The organism is Pseudomonas sp. G166 (genome assembly GCF_037027455.2).
GTDB lineage: Bacteria > Pseudomonadota > Gammaproteobacteria > Pseudomonadales > Pseudomonadaceae > Aquipseudomonas.
Map to the genome: position 1 here is coordinate 5,882,937 of NZ_CP146985.1, position 17,957 is coordinate 5,900,893.

13 protein-coding genes are annotated in these 17,957 nt (G+C 63.2%); 8 read left to right on the forward strand and 5 right to left on the reverse strand.

Translation table 11 applies throughout. The features are described from left to right. The 3 genes from SGN16_RS26105 to SGN16_RS26115 all read left to right on the forward strand — a co-directional run bounded on the left by SGN16_RS26105 (nt 1) and on the right by SGN16_RS26115 (nt 2,760). Nucleotides 1-1,266 (forward strand): ABC transporter permease, encoded by a 1,266-nt coding sequence (locus SGN16_RS26105; RefSeq protein ID WP_335945909.1) that lies wholly within the window; start codon nt 1-3, stop codon nt 1,264-1,266. A gap of 11 nt (nt 1,267-1,277) precedes the next feature. Further along, nucleotides 1,278-1,796 (forward strand): DUF3299 domain-containing protein, encoded by a 519-nt coding sequence (locus tag SGN16_RS26110; protein WP_025215734.1) that lies wholly within the window; start codon nt 1,278-1,280, stop codon nt 1,794-1,796. Nucleotides 1,797-2,061: 265 nt separating this feature from the next. Beyond that, nucleotides 2,062-2,760 (forward strand): OmpW family outer membrane protein, encoded by a 699-nt coding sequence (locus tag SGN16_RS26115; protein ID WP_335945908.1) that lies wholly within the window; start codon nt 2,062-2,064, stop codon nt 2,758-2,760. A 137-nt stretch (nt 2,761-2,897) separates the two neighbouring features. Here the strand turns inward: SGN16_RS26115 and SGN16_RS26120 are convergent, their stop codons facing one another. Beyond that, nucleotides 2,898-3,827, reverse strand: a complete 930-nt coding sequence (locus SGN16_RS26120; RefSeq protein ID WP_335945906.1) for an NAD-dependent epimerase/dehydratase family protein — start codon at nt 3,825-3,827, stop codon at nt 2,898-2,900. Continuing rightward, entirely contained in the window at nt 3,820-4,704 is an 885-nt protein-coding gene (locus SGN16_RS26125; protein ID WP_210641339.1) for a sugar nucleotide-binding protein, read from the reverse strand. Before SGN16_RS26125 ends, SGN16_RS26120 begins: the two co-directional genes overlap by 8 nt. Before the next feature lie 310 nt (nt 4,705-5,014). On the opposite strand from SGN16_RS26125, the gene SGN16_RS26130 reads away from it, so the two are divergent. Next, entirely contained in the window at nt 5,015-9,328 is a 4,314-nt protein-coding gene (locus SGN16_RS26130; protein ID WP_339101866.1) for a DEAD/DEAH box helicase, read from the forward strand. A gap of 134 nt (nt 9,329-9,462) precedes the next feature. Here the strand turns inward: SGN16_RS26130 and SGN16_RS26135 are convergent, their stop codons facing one another. Further along, nucleotides 9,463-11,553 carry a mechanosensitive ion channel family protein gene (locus tag SGN16_RS26135; RefSeq protein WP_210641348.1) on the reverse strand — a complete coding sequence of 697 codons (2,091 nt, stop codon included), beginning with the start codon at nt 11,551-11,553 and terminating at the stop codon, nt 9,463-9,465. A gap of 288 nt (nt 11,554-11,841) precedes the next feature. Between SGN16_RS26135 and SGN16_RS26140 the strand changes: the two genes are divergently transcribed. The 4 genes from SGN16_RS26140 to SGN16_RS26155 are packed head-to-tail and all read left to right on the forward strand — an operon-like array spanning nt 11,842 to nt 15,860. Next, nucleotides 11,842-12,768, forward strand: a complete 927-nt coding sequence (locus SGN16_RS26140; protein ID WP_335945997.1) for a DUF72 domain-containing protein — start codon at nt 11,842-11,844, stop codon at nt 12,766-12,768. Continuing rightward, the gene (locus tag SGN16_RS26145; RefSeq protein ID WP_335945998.1) at nt 12,765-13,577 is read left to right on the forward strand and encodes an endonuclease/exonuclease/phosphatase family protein; all 813 of its coding nucleotides are present in this window, start codon (nt 12,765-12,767) and stop codon (nt 13,575-13,577) included. Before SGN16_RS26140 ends, SGN16_RS26145 begins: the two co-directional genes overlap by 4 nt. Beyond that, nucleotides 13,574-14,872, forward strand: a complete 1,299-nt coding sequence (gene clsB, locus SGN16_RS26150; RefSeq protein WP_210641360.1) for a cardiolipin synthase ClsB — start codon at nt 13,574-13,576, stop codon at nt 14,870-14,872. Before SGN16_RS26145 ends, clsB begins: the two co-directional genes overlap by 4 nt. Next, nucleotides 14,859-15,860, forward strand: a complete 1,002-nt coding sequence (locus SGN16_RS26155) for a lysylphosphatidylglycerol synthase domain-containing protein (RefSeq protein WP_210641362.1) — start codon at nt 14,859-14,861, stop codon at nt 15,858-15,860. The genes clsB and SGN16_RS26155 overlap by 14 nt, the downstream gene beginning before the upstream one ends. Before the next feature lie 137 nt (nt 15,861-15,997). Here the strand turns inward: SGN16_RS26155 and SGN16_RS26160 are convergent, their stop codons facing one another. Together SGN16_RS26160 and SGN16_RS26165 are read right to left on the reverse strand one after the other, a co-directional pair. Further along, a complete protein-coding gene (locus tag SGN16_RS26160) occupies nt 15,998-16,756 on the reverse strand; it encodes an alpha/beta fold hydrolase (RefSeq protein WP_210641364.1) in 759 nt (252 codons plus the stop codon). Beyond that, entirely contained in the window at nt 16,746-17,855 is a 1,110-nt protein-coding gene (locus SGN16_RS26165; RefSeq protein WP_210641366.1) for a DUF3182 family protein, read from the reverse strand. The genes SGN16_RS26160 and SGN16_RS26165 overlap by 11 nt, the downstream gene beginning before the upstream one ends. Between the last annotated feature and the right edge of the window lie 102 nt (nt 17,856-17,957).

Here is a 17,957-nt window from a genome sequence, read left to right on the forward strand (position 1 = left end):
ATGTATTTGTTCCGTCTAGCCATGGCCAGCCTGGCGAACCGCCGCTTCACCGCGATCCTCACTGCGTTTGCCATCGCCCTGTCTGTCTGTCTGTTGCTGGCAGTGGAGCGGGTGCGCACCGAGGCGCGGGCCAGTTTCGCCAGCACCATCAGCGGCACCGACCTGATCGTCGGCGCCCGCTCCGGTTCGGTAAACCTGCTGCTGTATTCGGTGTTTCGCATCGGCAACGCCACCAACAACATCCGCTGGGACAGCTTCGAACACTTCGCCAGCAACCCGAAAGTGAAGTGGGCGATCCCGATGTCCCTCGGCGATTCCCATCGCGGTTATCGAGTGATGGGCACCACCGAGGCCTACTTCGAACACTACCAGTACGGTCGCCAGCAACACCTGGAACTGGCCGATGGCCGGGCCTTCGCCACCGATCCTTTCGAAGTGGTGCTCGGCGCCGAAGTGGCCGAGGCACTGCATTACAAGCTCGGCGACAAACTGGTGCTGGCCCACGGCGTTGCGGTGGTCAGCCTGGTCAAGCACGACGACAAACCCTTCACCGTGGTCGGCATTCTCAAACGCACCGGCACCCCGGTGGACCGCACGCTGCACATCAGCCTCGGTGGCATGGAAGCGATCCACATCGACTGGAAGAACGGCGTGCCGGCCCAGGGCAACGGCCGCATCAGCGCCGACCAGGCGCGCAACATGGACCTCACGCCCCAGGCGATCACCGCCTTCATGCTCGGCCTCAACAGCAAGATCTCCACCTTTGCCTTGCAACGCGAGATCAACGAGTTCCGCGGCGAGCCATTGCTGGCGATCCTGCCCGGCGTGGCCCTGCAAGAGTTGTGGAGCCTGATGGGCACGGCGGAAAAAGCCTTGTTCGTGATTTCATTGTTCGTGGTGCTGACTGGGTTGATCGGCATGCTGACGGCGATCCTCACCAGCCTCAACGAACGCCGCCGGGAAATGGCGATCCTGCGTTCGGTGGGCGCGCGGCCGTGGCACATTGCGACGCTGCTGGTGCTCGAAGCCTTCGCCCTGGCGCTAGCCGGGGTGAGCGCCGGCTTGGCCTTGTTGTACATCGGCATCGCTGCCGCCCAGGGTTACGTGCAGTCAGCCTATGGTTTGTACCTGCCGCTGAGCTGGCCGAGCGAATATGAATGGACGCTGATGGCTGGCATCCTGGTCGCCGCCCTGCTGATGGGCAGCGTGCCGGCCTGGCGCGCCTATCGCCAATCGTTGGCCGATGGCCTGTCGATCCGTTTATGAGGACCTTGAAAATGCCCCGCGCCCTGCTTGCGCTGTTGATGATGGTCGCCCTGCCGCTATGGGCAGCCGAGCCGAGGGACCTGGCCTGGTCGGAAATGATCCCGCCGGATGCGCCGCCGGAAGTGCCGAACATGACCCCGCTGCATGACTTGTCGAAGATGAGCGATGCGTTGGCCGCCGAATCCGCCCCGGCGGCCAAGCAGGATTTGCCCAACGCCCCGGTGGTCAAGGCCCTCGACGGCCAGCAGATCCGCCTGCCGGGCTACATCGTGCCGCTGGAAGTCAGCGAAGAAGGCCGCACCACGGACTTTTTGCTGGTGCCCTACTTCGGCGCCTGCATCCACGTGCCGCCACCGCCGTCGAACCAGATCGTGCATGTGAAAAGCGAAGTCGGGGTCAAGCTCGATGAGCTGTACCAGCCCTACTGGGTCGAAGGGCCGATGCAGGTCAAGCCTTCCACCAGTGAACTGGCCGATGCCGGGTATCAAATGGAGGCGCAGAAGATTTATGTGTATGAGCTGCCGGAGTGAATCTGGTGGTGATGCGCTGTTGGTGAGATAGCTATCGCGAGCAAGCTCGCTCCCACAGGGGTCTGCGTCGAGCATAAAATTTGTGTCTGCAGCAGATTTTCTGTAGGAGCGGGCTTGCTCGCGATGGTTCCCTCAAGATTTCCTCATCATCATTTTATTGAGCTGAGTCAATTAATTGCCCCAGACTCATTGAGCTGAGTCAAAAGACTGGGCCAGATGCCTTCATACCATAGGACATCAATTTAAAACGTCCTCTGGAGCCCCCATGCACAAGTCCTTGCTCAGCGCTTCCCTCGTTGCCCTCGCGCTCGCCGCCCCGCTTGCCCAGGCCCATACCGCCGGCGATATTATCGTTCGCGCCGGTGCCATCACCGTCAACCCGGATGACGATAGCTCTGGTGTCAAGGTCGACCGTGGCCCGCTGGCCGGCACTAACCTGGGCGGTAAAGCGACCGTTGGCAGCGATACCCAACTCGGCCTGAACTTCGCGTACATGATCACCGACAACCTGGGCATCGAGCTGCTGGCGGCCTCGCCGTTCGAGCACGACGTCAAAATCAAAGGCACTGCCCTGGGTGCGGCCAACAACAAGCTCGGCACGCTCAAGGAATTGCCGCCGACCCTGAGCCTGGTCTACTACCCACTCAACGCCAAGTCGGCCTTCCAGCCGTACGTCGGTGCAGGTATCAACTACACCTGGATCTACGACGAACACGTCGGCAGCGAAGCCGCCGCCAACGGTTTCAGTAACTTCCGGGCGAGCAACAGCTGGGGCTTGGCCGGAGAAATCGGCGCCGACTATATGTTGACCGACCACATCATGATCAACGGCCAGATTCGCTACATCGACATCAACACCACCGCTTACGTCGACAACAACGCGGTCGCCGGCGGTACCCGGGCCAAGGTGGATGTTGACGTGAACCCATGGGTCTACATGGTGGGGGTGGGTTACAAGTTCTAAGCCCGTACTCAAAGGTACGAAAAAACTGTGGGAGCGAGCCTGCTCGCGATAACGGTGGATCCGTCAGCAATATTGTTGACTGACACTCCGCTATCGCGAGCAAGCTCGCTCCCACAGGTTTGTGGTGGCTGGGAAACTCAGCGCCCCAACAACCGCGCCAGCCCCACGCTCATCGGTGTTTGCTGGGGAAAGCTGAAGCGCTGCAACAGCCGATGGTTGTCGGCCCGGGAATGGCGGATGTCGCCGGAACGCGCCGGGGCGTAGCTGATCGGCGGCAGATCGCCCACCACGGCGGCCAGGGCCTGGAGCATCTGCTTGAGGGTCGTGGCCTGGTTCCAGCCGACGTTCACCGCCCCGACTTCCACCCCAGGCTTCTCGATGGCCTGCACCAGCAAGTCCACCAAATCTTCGACGTAGACAAAGTCCCGGGTCTGCTCGCCGTCGCCGAACACGGTGATCGGCAGGCCTTTCTGCGCCCGTTCGCTGAAGATGCTGATGACCCCGGAATACGGCGAGGACGGATCCTGGCGCGGACCATAAATGTTGAAGAAGCGGAACACCACCGGTTCCAGGGCATGCTGGCGGCGATAGAAATCCAGGTAGAACTCGCTGGCCAGCTTGTCCGAGGCATACGGCGTGAGCGGGGCCTTGGGCGTTTCCTCGTCGATGGACTCGCCTTCGCCGTTGTTGCCATAGACCGCAGCGCTGGAGGCGAACAGCACCCGTTTCACACCGGCCTGGCGCATGGCCTCGCAGACGTTCAGGGTGCCGATGAAGTTGCTCTGGTGCGTGCGCACCGGGTCGTCCACCGACGCTTGCACCGAGGCCACTGCTGCCAGGTGCGCCACGGCGCTGCAACCGGCCATGGCCCGGGCCACCAGCGCGGCATCGGCGACATCGCCTTCGATCAGTTCGACGGCGGGGTTGTCCAGCGGCAGGTTGCTGCGCTTGCCGGTGGACAGGTCATCGAGGATACGCACCGAATGTCCCTTGGCGAGCAAGGCGTCGGTCAGGTGCGAACCAATGAAACCCGCGCCGCCAGTGATTAAAACAGGGCCTTCAGCCATGACGATAAAACCTATCCAGTAAGCCCGGGAGTGCCGCGCGCCAGGCGCGGGGCTTGATCCCGAAAGTGTGCAGAATTTTCTTGCAGGCCAGTACCGCGTGCTGTGGTTCTTCCGCGGCGTCCGGACGTGCGGCGTGGGCTTGCGCGGTGGGCGACTCGATTGCCAAAGGATGCAGGGCGCGGGCTTCGGTGAGGATCGCCTGGCCCAGCGCCAGCGGCGTGGTCGCCTCGTGCCCGGCGTAATGATAGGTGCCCCACAGCGGCGCCGCACAATCGAGTTGCTTGAGCACCGAGATAATCACCCGCGCCGCATCGTCCACGGGCGTCGGATTGCCGCGACGGTCGTCGGCCAGCAGCAACTCCTCAGGCTGTTCAGCCCGGGCCAGGAAACGTCCGAGGATACCGTCGGCACTGTCGTCCAACAGCCAGCCGAAACGCAACAACACATGTTGCGGACAGGTGGCACGCACGCTTTGCTCGATTCGCCACAACGCCTGGCCACGCAGGCCCAAGGGTACAGGCTCGTCCTTTTCGCTATAGGCCGTGGCGCGGGAACCGTCGAACACCCGGTAGCTGGACGGTTGCAGCAAGACGATATTGTGATGCTGGCACAGCTCGGCCAGGCGCTCGACGGCGCGCTCCTGGCCGGCCAGGCGCTGCTCGCTGACGGCCTCGGCCTGAAACCAGTCGAAGTAGTACGCCAGGTTGATCAAGGCGTCCGGACGGGTGTCGTCGAGCAACTGAGTCAGGCTCGCGGCATCCCAACCGTCTTCGGGTGGGCGGGGGGCAAGAAAACCGATGTCTTCTTCTGCACCGAGGCGAATCAGCGCCTGCCCAAGGGCATTTCCGCCGCCCAGTAACATAAGGCGCATTCGCATAAAGTCAGCAGGCCCAGTCTGTTGGCACAAGAATTTGGTCGACAACGCCCGCAGGCGTCACCGGGATCGTTGCATTTTGCGGGTTTAGTGCGCAACCGTCATCCGTAAAGTGCAGATCTGGCATTTGCGTGCACCTCGAGGCCGCTATCGCGAGCAAGCTCGCTCCCACATTTGATTGGTTGTGGCCACAGATTTTGCGCTCATAAAGGATCCCCTGTGGGAGCGAGCTTGCTCGCGATAGGGCCCGAACAGACGATGGAGATTCCTGACGGTACTTGCATCTTCCCCCTCCCACCCGCATAACTGCCCCATGAATCTGCCCCTTGCAGCCAACCACGCCATGGCAGGCTTTCACCCCGCCGTTCGCGCCTGGTTCAGCCAGACTTTCCCAGCGGTGACGGCCGCCCAGGCCCGGGCGTGGCCGTTGATCGGCCAGCGCCGTTCGACCCTGGTGGCGGCGCCCACCGGTTCGGGCAAGACTTTGACGGCGTTTCTCGCCGTGCTCGATGACCTGGTGCACCGCGGCCTGGAACAAGGCGGCCTGCCAGACCAGACCCTGGTGGTCTATGTTTCGCCGCTCAAGGCATTGAGCAACGACATTCAGATCAACCTGCAAAACCCACTGGCCGGCATCACCGAACAGCTGCGACAAATGGACCTGCCGCCCCTGTGTATCACCACCGCCGTACGCACCGGTGACACGCCGCAGAAGGAACGCACGGCGATGCGCAAGAGCGCGCCGCACATCCTGGTGACCACACCAGAGTCGCTCTACGTGCTGCTCGGCTCCGATTCCGGCCGGCAAATGCTCGCCAGCACGCGCACGGTGATCGTCGACGAAATCCACGCCATCGCCGCCAGCAAACGCGGCAGTCACTTGGCCTTGAGCCTGGAACGCCTGCAAGCCCTGTGCGCCGAACCGCTGATGCGCATCGGCCTGTCCGCCACGCAAAAACCCATCGAAGCCGTGTCACGTTTTCTCGTGGGCCAGGGGCGGCCCTGTGAAATCGTCGATATCGGCCACGCCCGCCCCCGGGACCTGGACATCGAGGTGCCGCCAGTGCCGCTCTCGGCGGTGATGGCCAATGACGTCTGGGAGCTGGTCTACAACCGCCTCGCCGAGCTGGCCCGGGAACACCGCACCACGCTGGTGTTCGTCAACACCCGGCGCCTGGCCGAACGCCTGAGCCGTCATCTGAGCGAGCGCCTGGGCAAGGACGCCGTGGCCGCCCACCATGGCAGCCTGGCCAAGGAGTTTCGCCTCGACGCCGAACAACGCCTCAAGCGCGGCCAATTGCAGGTGTTGATCGCCACCGCGTCCCTGGAGCTGGGCATCGATATCGGCGATGTCGACCTGGTGTGCCAGATCGCCTCGCCCCGTTCGATCTCGGCGTTTCTGCAACGAGTGGGTCGCTCCGGGCACCAGGTGGGCGGTACGCCCAAGGGACGGTTGTTCGCCACCAGCCGTGACGACTTGATCGAATGCGCCGCCCTGCTCGATTGCGTGCGCCGTGGCGAGCTGGACATATTGCACATCCCCAAGGCGCCTCTGGATGTGCTGGCCCAACAGATCGTCGCCGAGGTCAGTTGCCAGGAATGGCAGGAACAGGCGCTGCTGGAGACCTTGCGCCGCGCCTCGCCCTACGCCGAACTGGACGACGATCACTATCAGGCCCTGCTGCAGATGCTCGCCGAAGGCCTCAACGGTCGCCAGGGCGTGCGCAGCGCCTACCTGCACCGCGATGCCGTCACCCGCACCTTGCGCGGGCGCCGGGGCAGCAAGCTGACTGCCGTGACCAGCGGCGGCACCATCCCGGACAACGCCGACTACAGCGTGCTGCTCGAACCCCAAGGGCTGAACATTGGCAGCGTCAACGAAGATTTCGCAGTGGAGAGCATTGCCGACGACGTGTTCCAGTTGGGCAATACGTCCTACCGCATCATTCGCGTCGAAACCGGGCGCGTGCGGGTCGAGGACGCCCAGGGCCAGCCGCCGACCATCCCGTTCTGGCTCGGTGAAGCCCCGGGGCGCAGCGCCGAATTGTCCCTGGCCGTCGCCCGCCTGCAAGCCCAGCTGGACGTATTACTCGGCGCCACGCCGGGCAATCTGCAACCGGCCCTCGACTGGCTCACCGGCACCTTGCAACTGAACCTGGCCAGCGCTGAGCAACTGGTGGATTACCTGGCTCCGGCGCGCCTGGCCTTCGGCGCCCTGCCGTCCCAGGACACGTTGCTGATGGAGCGGTTTTTCGACGAGTCCGGCGGCACGCAACTGATCATCCACACGCCCTTTGGCAGCCGTATCAACCGCGCCTGGGGCCTGGCCTTGCGCAAACGCTTCTGCCGCACCTTCAATTTCGAATTGCAGGCTGCCGCCAGCGAAGACGCCATCGTGCTGTCGCTGTCCACCAGCCACAGCTTCGAGTTGGACGAGGTCTGGCGCTACCTCAACAGCCATAGCGCCGAGCAGATCCTGATCCAGGCGGTGCTGGATGCGCCGCTGTTCGGCGTGCGCTGGCGCTGGAATGCCGGCGTGGCCCTGGCCTTGCCGCGCTACAGCGGCGGGCGCAAAGTCGCCCCGCAGATCCAGCGGATGAAAAGCGAAGACCTGATCGCCAGCGTATTCCCGGATCAAATCGCCTGTTTGGAGAACCTGGCCGGCGAACGCGAGATCCCCGACCACCCGCTGGTGGAACAGACCCTCGACGATTGCCTGCACGAAGCCATGGACAGCGAAGGCTGGCTGACGCTGTTGCGGCGCATGGAAGCCGGCGAGGTTCGCCTGATCAGCCGCGACCTGCCGGCGCCCTCGCCCCTGGCGGCGGAAATCCTCAGCGCCCGGCCCTACACCTTCCTCGACGACGCACCGCTGGAGGAACGGCGGACCCAGGCGGTGATCAACCGGCGCTGGAGCGATCCACAGTCCACCGACGACCTTGGCGCGCTGGACGCCGAGGCCATCGAGTCCGTGAGGAATGAAGCCTGGCCAACGCCGGCCAATCTCGATGAAATGCACGAAGCGCTGATGAGCCTGGCCTGCATCGCCGACAGCGAAGCCAGCGCCCATCCGTCGTGGCTGGAGTGGTTGCAGACCCTGGCCGAACGCGGTCGCGCCAGCCATGTGCAGATCAGCGCCGAACGCGGACTGTGGGTGGCGCTGGAACGGCTGACGTGCCTGCAAGCGGTTTATCCACAGGCCCAATGGCAACCGGCATTGACGCCCTTGGCTGGTTTCGATGAAGCCTGGGACAGTGACGAAGCCGTTGTGGAAGTCCTTCGCGCCCGGCTCAGCGCTTTTGGCCCGCTGCCGTTGAAGGCCATCGCCTATCCGCTGGGGTTGTCGACCCCGCAAGTCACCCTGGCCCTGGCGCACCTGGAGCAGCAAGGCTACGTATTGCGTGGCCGGTTCACGCCGGGCATCGGCCAGGAGGAATGGTGCGAGCGGCATTTGCTGGCGCGTATCCATCGCTACACGGTCAAGCGCCTGCGCCGGGAAATCGAGCCGGTGATGTTGCAGGACTTCATGCGCTTCCTGTTCGACTGGCAGCATCTGTCGCCGTCCACCCAGGGCCGCGGGAGCGCCGTACTGCCATCGATCATCAGCCAGTTCGAGGGCTACCCGGCGGCTGCCTCGGCTTGGGACAGTGACCTGCTGCCGGCGCGGATAAAAGACTATGCGCCGAGCTGGCTCGATGAGCTGTGCCGCAGCGGCAAACTGGTGTGGACGCGCCTGAGCGCCCGCCAGAAAGTCTCTGCCAGCGCCCTGCGCAGCACGCCGATTGTGTTGCTGCCGCGCAGTCAGCTGGCGCTGTGGAGCAGCCTGGCCGAACAAACACTCCCCAGCGAATTGTCCCTCAAGACGCAAAAAGTCCATCAGGCCCTCAGCGAACACGGCGCGCTGTTTTTCGATGAACTGCTGCATGAGGCCCACCTGCTGCGCAGCGAATTGGAAATTGCCTTGCAGGAACTGGTGGGCGCTGGGTTGGTGAACGCCGACAGCTTCGCCGGACTGCGCGCGCTGATCACTCCCGCCAGTAAACGCCAGGCCCGCAGCAGCCGGCGTGGGCGCGGCGCGTTTGTCGGCGGTATGGACGACGCCGGGCGCTGGGCCCTGTTGCGCCGCAGTGCACCTGCGCCTCAAGAAGGCAACCGCCCCGCGCCCACAGCGCCAGAGACGCTGGAACACATCGCCATGACCCTGCTACGCCGTTACGGCGTGGTGTTCTGGCGTTTGCTGGAACGGGAAGCCGATTGGTTGCCGAGCTGGCGCGAGTTGCTGCGGACCTTTCATCGCCTGGAAGCACGGGGCGAAATCCGTGGAGGGCGTTTCGTCAGTGGGCTGGCGGGCGAGCAATTCGCCCTGCCCGAAGCCATCCCGTTGCTACGCGAAGTACGTCGCCGCCCCAGCGACGGCAGCTTGGTCGCGGTATGTGGCGTCGACCCGCTGAACCTGGCCGGCACCCTGCTACCGGGGGCTAAGGTGCCGGCGCTGGCGAGCAATCGGCTGGTGTATCGCGATGGGTTGCCGGTTGCGGCGCAGGTTGCTGGCAAGCAGCATCTGTGGGTGGAGTTGGATGGGCAGGGGATGGCTGAGGTGAAGAGTAAGCTCATTCAGAAAAATTGAGGGTGTTTGGCCCGGCCCCATCGCGAGCAAGCTCGCTCCCACATTTGATCGCATTCTTTCTGAAGGAACTCGGTCCACAGTGGGAGCGAGCTTGCTCGCGATGAGGCCATCAGCCCACCACAAAACCTCCTCAACTACTGAGGTTGATTGGGCACCTCCTCGCCCTCTTCTTTCGACTCCTCCACCAACCGCCGCGGCATCACCACCTGCTGTGGATAAGTCTGCGCGAAATGCACCGCCGGATCGTTATCCACAAGTTTCTTCAAGCGCTGGTTGAACGCCCGACTCACCGCGTACTGCCCGCCCGACACCGTGCGAAACTGCGCCGTGAGCACCACGCCGTTGAGGTCCATCTTGTCTACGCCGAACACATCCAGCGGCCCTTGCAGGTTGAACTTGAGGAACGGGTCTTCGGCGATCGAACGCCCGGCTTCGCGGATCAGCTCGATGGCCTGCTCCACATCGGTGTCGTAAGTGAACTGCACAGAGAAAAACGCAAAGGCAAATTGCCGGGATTGGTTAGTCACCGCCTTGATCTGGCCGAATGGCACCGAATGCACGAACCCCTTGCCGTCGCGCAGGCGCAAGGTACGGATGGTCAAGCCCTCGACCGTGCCAGCGTGACCGGAATCGAGCACCACCCAGTCGCCGATCGACAGCGTGTCCTCGATGATGATGAACAACCCGGTGATCACGTCCTGCACCAGTTGCTGCGAACCAAAACCGATCGCCAACCCCACCACCCCGGCACCGGCCAGCAACGGTGCGACGTTGATGCCCAGGTTGGCCATGGTGGTGATCGCGCAGATCACCACCAGGATGATTTTCGCCGCGTTGCGCAGCAGCGGCAGAATGGTCTTGATCCGGGTGCTGGGCTGGCGTGCGCCGCGTTTGTTCAGCGGTGGTTTCAAGGCTTCCTGGATCGCCGTGTCGAGCACCACCCACATCAGCCAGGTCACCAGGAATATCAGGCCGATGCGGCTCAAGGAATCACTGATTGCCCTTCCCACCGCATTGCGTGAAGCGAATTCGAATAGCGAAATCCCCCAGATCCGCCCGAGGATCTCAATGAATGCGACCGCCATGATGATCCGCAGCAACGCATGCAACAGGCTCAGCAAACGGCCCTTGTACGCGCTGTTGCGCTGGATAACCTCGACCTTGGGCGACTTGAAGACGTGCTGGAACACCGTGCTCAGAAACACCATCGCGATCAATAGGATGGTCGTGAATATCGCGCAACGCAGGGCCTTCTGGTTGTCCTCACCGACGCCGATCAGGCTCACCGCCGAGACCAGCACCATCAACAGGATCGGCCAGTACCAGAGCCCGGAAAAAATCCGCAGCGACTCTTGCAGGGCCGGTTGCTTCAGGCGCTGGGCCAGCGGGCGGTTGCGGATCAGGTGCGCCACTGGCCTGCGCATGCGAATCACCAGCCAGGCAAAGATCATCGAGGCGAACAAACCGGTGAACACCGCGATGCTGCTGGTGATGTTGCCGCCCAGTTGCCGGGCGATCTGCGGGCTGGTCAGGGCATCGCTGAGGGCGGCGAGAAAACCGATCATGAACAGCGGCCGAGGGCTCAAGCGCCGGATCATCGCCACCGCCCGGCGCTTGTGGCCGGCGTTGAACATCACGATCACGCAGAGCAACACCGACGTGGAAAAAATACCACTGCTGGTGGCGTAGGCAAAACACAACGCCAGGGCGCGACCGACCGAGACCTGCAGGAAGTGACTGACGTACAGGGTCAGCGGCAGGCAGACCAGGGCCGGTACGGTGTAGGGCAGCAGATAGCCCAGCAAATCCCGCAAACGCTGGCGGGTGCGCAGCCAGCGGCCTTTGCCCAGGTGCCGCACCAACAGGCGTGCACCCGCCCAGATCAGTGCAAAACTCCCCAGCCAGACGCCGGAAAGCAACAGGAAATCCCCCGCCACTCGCCAAGACGAGCGGGACGTCTGGTCCACCAGCCGGTCCACCTCATCCGCCGCCCGATCCGCCCGCAAGCGCCAGGCGTCCACCAGGCTCTGGTTGAGGTCGAGTTTGTCCTGGACGTCATCGATGCTCGAGCTGATTGCCCCCAGCAAGCCGCCCTGGACCAGCGGCGCGGGTTCGGCGGGCGGTTCGTCGGGCTTGGAGGTGCCAGGGACAGCAGCGGTCCCGTAGGCGCTGGTGCCGCTCATCGCCAGCAAGAACAGCAGCAATACAGTGCTCAATCGAGACAAAACACGAGGCTCCTTCACACGGGATCGGTAAGGAACTGATCAATAACGGGCCGGCAAGTTCATCGCCCCTCGTTCCCACGCTCCGCGTGGGAATGCCTCTACGGACGCTCTGCGTTCGGCTCTGGAAGAGACGCGGAGCGTCTCGGTCCGCATTCCCGCGCGGAGCATGGGAACGATCATGCTCTGCGCGCATGACTTCACCGCCGGGCACCCCATCGAAACTTTCCGGGCCGCGCAACAGTCATCAAAAGACACAGGCTGTACGAGGTCATTGGCACGGGAGGACACATGACGGCGATCCACATTGGCATTTCCGGTTGGCGTTATACGCCTTGGCGGGGGGATTTCTACCCCAAGGGGCTGACCCAGAAGCGGGAATTGCAATTCGCCTCGCGCGCGGTCAACAGCATCGAAATCAATGGATCGTTCTACGCCCTGCAACGTCCCGAACGGTATGCCCAGTGGTACGCCGAGACGCCGCCCGGCTTCGTGTTCAGCGTCAAGGCCCCGCGCTTTATCACCCACATCAAGCGCCTGCGAGATATCCACAAGCCGCTGGCCAATTTTTTTGCCTCCGGGGTGCTGGAACTCAAGGAGAAGCTCGGCGCAATCCTCTGGCAATTTCCCCCCAGCTTCAAATTCGACCCCGAGCTGTTCGAAGACTTCCTCAAGCAACTGCCCCACGACACCGAAGGCGCCGCCGCCCTGGCCCGCGAGCACGAACCGCGCCTGGACGGCCACGCCAGCACCCAGACCGATAAAAAACGGCCGCTGCGCCACGCCGTGGAAATCCGCCACGAGAGCTTCATCGACCCGCACTTCGTCACCTTGCTCAAGCGCTACGACGTGGCCCTGGTGATCGCCGACACCGCCGGCAAATGGCCCTATCGTGAAGACGTCACCAGCGATTTCGTCTACCTGCGCCTGCACGGCGCCGAGGAGTTGTACGCCAGCGGTTACACCGACGCGGCGTTGCAACGCTGGGGTGAGCGGATCGAGGCCTGGAGCCACGGCAAGCAGCCCAGCGACGCCCACCTGATCGACCCGCAAAAGAAGCCGCGGGCGCGCAAGAGCCGGGAAGTGTTCTGCTATTTCGACAACGACATCAAAGTCCGCGCGCCTTATGACGCACGGCACTTGCTGGAGCACTTCGACCTGGACAAAGACCTCGCTACCGCACCCGGCGTGCGCCCGGCCGAGGGAGTATTGCCATGAGCATTCCAGAATCCCCCGAAGCGACCCGCGACCCAACCCAGCCCCTGGCCCAAGACCTTGACCGGATCAGCCGCTTCACCGTCCTGACGGTCAACACCCACAAGGGCTTCACCGCCCTGAACCGCCGCTTCATCCTGCCGGAACTGCGCGAGGCGGTGCGCAGCGTGTCCGCCGACGTGGTGTTTTTGCAGGAAGTGCACGGCACCCACGAACATCACCCCCAGCGCTACAGCAACTGGCCGAGCATGCCGCAATACGAATTCCTCGCCGACAGTCTCTGGCCGCAGTTCGCCTACGGGCGCAACGCGGTCTACCCGGCGGGCGACCACGGCAATGCACTGCTGTCGAAATTCCAGATCATCCGCCACGACAATATCGACATGTCCATCAGCGGCCATGAAAGCCGCGGCATGCTCCACAGCGTGCTGCGCTTGCCGGGCGCCGACAGCCCGCACATCCACGCCATTTGCGTCCACCTGGGGCTGCGCGAAGGCCATCGGGTCGAGCAATTGCAGCTGCTTTGCCAACGCTTGAATGAACTGCCGCCCGAGGCGCCCGTGATCGTCGCCGGGGACTTCAACGACTGGCGCGGCAAGGCCAGCGAGCTGCTCAAGCCCTGCGGCCTGCGGGAAGTGTTCGCCGAGCGGTTGGGCAAGCCGGCCCGCAGCTTTCCGGCGCGCCTGCCCATCCTGCGCCTGGACCGCATCTACGTGCGCAACCTCAAGGCCCATCATCCCAAGGTGTTGAGCGTGCGCCCCTGGTCGCACCTTTCCGACCACGCACCGCTGTCGGTGGAGATCGAATTATGAGCGCGACGGTGAACAAGGCGACGGTGGAGCAAATTGACGTTCCGCCCACCGAGCGCAACCCGGCACTGGCCGATATCGAATACGGCTGGCACGGCAACAACCGCGTCACGCTCCTGGAAAACGGCGAGGAGTACTTCCCCCGGGTTTTCGAGGCCATTCGCCGGGCCGAGAGCGAAATACTGCTGGAGACCTTCATCCTGTTCGAGGACAAGGTCGGTATCGAACTGCGGGATCTGCTGGTGGACGCCGCCCATCGTGGCGTGCGCATCACCGTCAGCCTCGACGGTTTCGGTTGCGGTGAGCTGACCACCGAATTCCTCGCGTCGTTGAGTGATGTCGGAGTGCGCCTGCAAATGTTCGATCCCGCTCCCCGGCGCCTGGGGATCCGCACTAACTGGTTCCGCCGTCTGCACCGCAAGATCGTGGTGGTGGACGGGGTGATCGCGTTCATCGGTGGCATCAACTTTTCCGCTGATCACCTGGGGGATTTCGGCCCCGAGGCCAAGCAGGATTACTCGGTGGAGGTCAAAGGCCCGGCGGTGGTGGATATCCACCACTTCGCGCTGTTGCAGAGTGGTCGGCCCGCCCGGGCCAAATACTGGTGGCAACGCCGTCGCAGTCGCCGCCACGAGCTGGCCTTCAACGACCATGACGGCCAGGTGCGCCTGGTCTATCGCGATAACCACGAGCATCAGACCGACATCGAAGAGGTCTACCTGCAAGTGCTGCGCAGCGCCCAGCGCCGCGTGGTGATCGCCAATGCCTATTTCTTCCCCGGCTACCGGTTGCTGCGCGAAATTCGTAACGCAGCGCGCCGTGGCGTGGAGGTGCGGCTGATCCTGCAGGGCCAGCCGGACATGATGATCGCCAAGCTCGCGGCGCGGATGCTTTATCACTACCTGCTCAAGGCCGGTGTGGTGATCTACGAATATTGCGAACGGCCGCTGCACGGCAAAGTCGCGCTGGTGGATGAGGACTGGAGCACCGTCGGCTCGAGCAATCTCGACCCGCTGAGCTTGTCCCTGAACCTGGAAGCCAACGTGCTGATCCGCGACCGGGCGTTCAATCGCGAACTGTTCGAGCGCCTCGATTACCTGAGCCGCAACCACTGCACCGCCATGCCCGCAGACCATGCTCCCCGGGGTCTACTGTGGCGCATGACCGTCGGTTTCATGGTGTTTCACTTCCTGCGCCACTTTCCGGCCTGGGCCGGCTGGCTGCCAGCCCATAAACCGCGTCTGAAACCCTTTTCGCCGCCGACGGCGGTTCGGAGCGAACCCCATGAACCACTCTGAAGCGCAGACCGCCCCCAATGACGCCCACGTCCACGAACAGGGTAAACCCAAGTCACGCTGGAGCCGCTGGAAAAGACCGCTGACCCTGGCTTTCTTCCTCCTGCTGATCGTGCTGTTCACCACCCTGGCCCGGCGCATAGACTGGTCGGAAGTGTTCGCCACCCTGGCGGACTTCAAGGTACGCACGCTGATCATCGCGGCAGCATTGACCATCACCAGTTTCATCACTTACGCCTGCTTCGACCTGATCGGCCGCACCTACATCCGCCAGAAACTGGGTTGGCGGCAGATCCTGCCGGTGGGGGTGATCAGCTACGCCTTCAACCTCAACCTCAGTGCCTGGGTCGGCGGCATCGCCATGCGCTATCGGCTGTATTCACGGCTGGGCGTCAGCACTGGCAACATCGCCAAGATCCTCGGCCTGAGCCTGGCCACCAACTGGTTCGGCTACATGACCCTGGCCGGCGTGGTGTTCAGCAGCGGCCTGGTGACGATGCCGCCGGGCTGGAAACTGAGCAGCGATGCGCTGCAAGGCGTAGGCGTGCTGTTGCTGCTGGTGAGCGCCGGTTATCTAGTGGCCTGCCGTTTTTCCAAGCGGCGGGCCTGGACGATTCGAGGCATGGAAATCAACCTGCCGTCACTGCGCATGGCCGTGCTGCAACTGGCTCTGGGGGCGCTGAACTGGTCGCTGATGGCGGCGGTGATTTTCACTTTGCTGCCAAGCAAGCTGGATTATCCGATGGTGCTCGGGGTGTTGCTGATCAGCAGCATTGCCGGGGTCATCACCCACATCCCGGCGGGCTTGGGGGTACTGGAGGCGGTATTCATCGCACTGCTGCAGCACGAGGTTTCGCGGGGCAGCCTGCTGGCGGGGTTGATTGCTTATCGCGCGATCTACTTCATTTTGCCGTTGTTGATCACGGTGGTGATGTATTTGCTGATCGAGGCGAAGGCCAAGGCGTTGCGCGTCAAGCCAGGGCTTAAATAACGAGGAGTCAGTGGCGGCCCCATCGCGAGCAGGCTCGCTCCCACAGGGGATTTATTGCAGCCGGGATATCATGTTCCCAACAGTTCCAGTGTGGGAGCGAGCTTGCTCGCGATGAGGCCCGTACCAACACCACACAATCACCGCTCCTGAATAATGCTCAACCGCTCGCCCACCACCATCTCCGTGATCCAGTCCACCAGGATCGAGGTGTAGGCCTGTTGTGACACTGGGTCGCTCAAGGCATGGTCGGCGCCGTCGATGATCCGGTGGGTCAGCGAATGGGTCTGCTGGCACGCCGCTCGGTAGCTCATGATGGTGGCATGGGGTACATGGTCGTCGGTCTCCGACTCCACCAGCAGCACATCACCGGTGAACTGCGCGCAGGCGTGCAAGGCACGGTTGGTGTCGGCATGCACCAGGGTGCTGCGGTAATCCAGCAGGTCACTCTTGTCCAGGTCGCGCTTGGGCGTATGCCATTGCTCGTCGCGGTACAGTGCCGGCACCCGTAAAGCCAGCCAGCGCACCGGTCGTAGCGACGTCAGGATCGCGGCCAGGTAACCGCCATAGCTGGTGCCCACTACGGCAATCGCCGAAGTGTCCAGGGCCGGGTGGGCGAGCAGCCGGTCGTAGGCGGTCAGCAGATCCCGCAGGTTGTCTTCCCGGGTCACCCGCGACAGCGGAATGCCCGCCCCGCCGGTATGCCCGCGCAAATCAAAAGTCAGGCACACGCAGCCCAGGCCGGCGATGCCTTTGGCCCGCTCCAGATCGCGTTCCTGGCTGCCGCCCCAACCGTGCACGAACAACACGCCGGGCACCTTTGACTTGGGACTCAGGAAGGTCCCGTTCATGTGTTCATCGTCGATCTCGATTTGAATGGTTTCGCTTCTAGCCGTCATAGGAATGAACCGTTACGTATTTAAGAAGGAAGTCGCCATTGTGCGCCGCGCCGCGATACACCTCGGTAGCCCCGGGAGGCAGCGGCTGGTCGGTGTAGGTTTCCACCGAGGACACGCGAACCGCGCTGGTCGAAGGCTCCTCGATGAACGCCTGCAACGCCGCCAGCTCCGCGCTGCTGGCCCCGCCCATGCGCCAAGACTGCTCCAGTACACCGCCACGGGGCTGACCGGCGGCATCCAGGCCCTGGGCAATGTCGTAATTGCGCCGCGAGGCGAAGAAGCCGGGGTAGGCCTGGTTGGCGGCATCATCAAACACCTGCGCCAGACGCACCGCTTCACGCACATCGTCGGGCAGCTCGAGCCTGAGCAATTCGATATAGCCGCCCTGCACCACCAGCAGATCCGAACCGCCGTAGACCTCCAAGCCTTCGCTGTCGCGGGTCAGGTGTTGCACGCCGCAATAGCTGAGCACCTTGCCATCGATGAAGCTCTGGCCGACGCTTTGGGTCTGGACCTCATTGAGATTTTGCTCCAGCACCACCCCATCGCGAAAAAGCGTCTGGGCGTCAGGCGCGGCGGCAACTTCATCGAACTGCGCAAGACTCTTGATCACTCGTTGATCGCGCCCAGCGCAGGCATGGATCGGCTTGAGGCGGATCGGCCCGGTGTAAAGCAAATGCTCGGCGGCCGGGCGCGCGTCCTGCAGCGCAAAGACACTCACGCCATCGAGCACCGCACCACGGGTGAGCTTGGCGAACAGTGGCGACCAACCCTTGGGCGCCACGGCATGCTTATTCAACAGACCGTGGGCGATCGCCTTGGTGCAAATAAAATCATGCTCGACGTAACCGCCCCACAGGTCCTCGGGACCCTTGACGCCCAACCGCAGCGCGGCCTCGGCGCCAATCAGGGTTTGCGTGGGCACCAGATACACATCACGCCCGGCATGTTGCTGCTGGTCATAACTGCCGCCGTACTCGAACCCGAGGATCTGCGCCAGCCAGCGAGCCAGTGCGCGATTGGTCTCGACCTCATGGAGCGGCGCGTGGGGGTTGATCGAGTGAGCCACTACGATTTTGTTGCGATTGACTGACGTCATGCGTTGCCCTTTATCTGTGCTCGATGGCTGTGAATAAAGGGGTGCAGAGATCAGGCCAACGATGGACGAGCAAGGACGGTCGAGCAAACGGGGGATGTCGCG